The following is a 1,884-nucleotide window of genomic DNA, read 5'->3' on the forward strand; positions in this document are numbered from 1 at the left end:
CGGCAGCAGCTGTTTGAACTGGACCAGAGTATTCAAGCATTGACCCAAAAACTCGGAAACGACGATGAGGAAGTGAAGCGGCTGTCGGCGCTGTATCACAATTTATTGCGAGAGTGGGCCCTCGCCTAGGCGCTTTTCAGCCTGTTCACAAACTGAATTCGCACTAAAATCAGCGAAGTACCGACTAGTCGGCGCTAATCCTATAAAAACAGTTGAACAATCGTGGCGATGCCTTACTCTAAGGGGCTGAAATCTTGAATACTTAAAACCTATCTCAAGCCGCGTTTCATCGCGCGCTGGAGATTTAGCCACACCTAGGAAAGCAGATTGCCACTTATAAAGTCAAACGCCAGCGATAACTCAGCCGTCACCGCTACCTTCCGTTTGAAGGGCGGCCTATTCCCCCTCACACTATTGGAAATCAGCCGGTTTGACCCGGCGGATTTTGCACAGCAACTCGCCGACAAAGCCGCAAGCGCACCAGCCTTTTTCAAGCAAACCCCTGTTGTACTCAGCTTTGATGATTTTATCGGCGATGTAAGCGCCCTACCCTTGGCCGATATTCTGGCCCTATGCCGAGACCAAGGTTTATTGCCGGTAGCGCTGCGCAGTGGTGTCGAGGGTTTAGCCGAACAGGCGCAGGCACTTAACTTAGCGATAATGCCCGCGACGCGGGTCAAACCAGCACCAGAGCCGCAAATAGAAGCCGAGACCGAGAACAGCGAGGCGCCAGAAGCCAAGCAAAGTGAGCCTGAGGCACCAGCGTCTGCCCAATTAGAGCTAAGCCCCTCTAATCACGTTGAAATCAATCGCAACCCCAGTAAAATCATCACCACGCCAATCCGCTCTGGCCAACAGGTTTACGCCCCAGGTGGCGACCTAATCATTATGGCCGCGGTATCAGCCGGTGCAGAGGTACTGGCCGACGGCAATATACATGTTTACGGCGCCTTACGTGGCCGCGCCCTCGCCGGCGTAAAAGGCGACCTCAGCGCGCGAATTTTCTGTCAAAGCCTCGAAGCTGAGCTGGTTTCCATTGCCGGCACCTTCAAGGTTGACGAAGATTTGCGCAGTGAACACTGGAAAAGCGCGGTCCAAATCGGACGAGACGAGCAGTCGCTGTGTATTACACCGCTCGTTTAATGCCTAATCACACACTCATCATGCCCTTAAAAGGATTAGACCCTTGGCCAAGATAATAGTAGTTACCTCAGGAAAAGGCGGTGTGGGTAAAACCACAACCAGCGCTGCAATCAGCAGCGGCATTGCCATGCGCGGCCATAAAACCGCCGTAATCGATTTTGATATTGGCCTGCGCAACCTCGACATCATTATGAATTGCGAGCGCCGCGTGGTGTACGACTTTGTCAATGTGATCAATGGCGAAGCCAAATTGCGCCAAGCCTTGATCAAAGACAAGCGCGCCGAGAACCTCTATATTTTGCCGGCTTCGCAAACCCGCGACAAAGACGCACTGACTATTGAAGGTGTTGAGCGGGTATTAAAGGAACTCGCCGACGACGGCTTTGAATATATTATTTGCGATTCCCCAGCCGGTATTGAGCACGGCGCCTTTATGGCCATGTACTTTGCCGATATGGCCATTGTTGTCGCCAACCCTGAAGTCTCCTCGGTACGCGATTCAGACCGCATATTGGGTATATTGCAGAGCAAATCACGCCGCGCCGAGCAAGGCCAGCGCGTTGAAGAATGCCTACTGCTAACCCGCTATAACCCCGAGCGCGTTGAAAAAGGTGAGATGCTAGGCGTTAAAGACGTAGAAGAAATTCTGGCCACCAAATTACTGGGGGTTATTCCCGAGTCGGAAACCGTACTCAAAGCCTCTAACCAAGGTATACCAGTGATTCATGATACTGAGAGCCC

Annotated in this window: 3 protein-coding genes; all 3 read left to right on the forward strand. The window is 52.3% G+C overall.

The features are described 5' to 3' along the window. Nucleotides 1-9: 9 nt before the first annotated feature. Nucleotides 10-129 (forward strand): hypothetical protein, encoded by a 120-nt coding sequence (locus ABYT30_RS18910; RefSeq protein ID WP_373098089.1) that lies wholly within the window; start codon nt 10-12, stop codon nt 127-129. A 198-nt stretch (nt 130-327) separates the two neighbouring features. Next, nucleotides 328-1,143: a septum site-determining protein MinC gene (minC, locus tag ABYT30_RS18915; protein ID WP_373079137.1), complete on the forward strand. Its 816-nt coding sequence runs from the start codon at nt 328-330 to the stop codon at nt 1,141-1,143. Nucleotides 1,144-1,186: 43 nt separating this feature from the next. Beyond that, nucleotides 1,187-1,884 (forward strand): septum site-determining protein MinD (gene minD / locus ABYT30_RS18920; RefSeq protein WP_373098088.1); only part of this gene is annotated, 698 nt, incomplete at its 3' end.

This window comes from Zhongshania sp. (assembly GCF_041623545.1).
In the GTDB taxonomy this organism is placed as follows: Bacteria; Pseudomonadota; Gammaproteobacteria; order Pseudomonadales; family Spongiibacteraceae; genus Spongiibacter.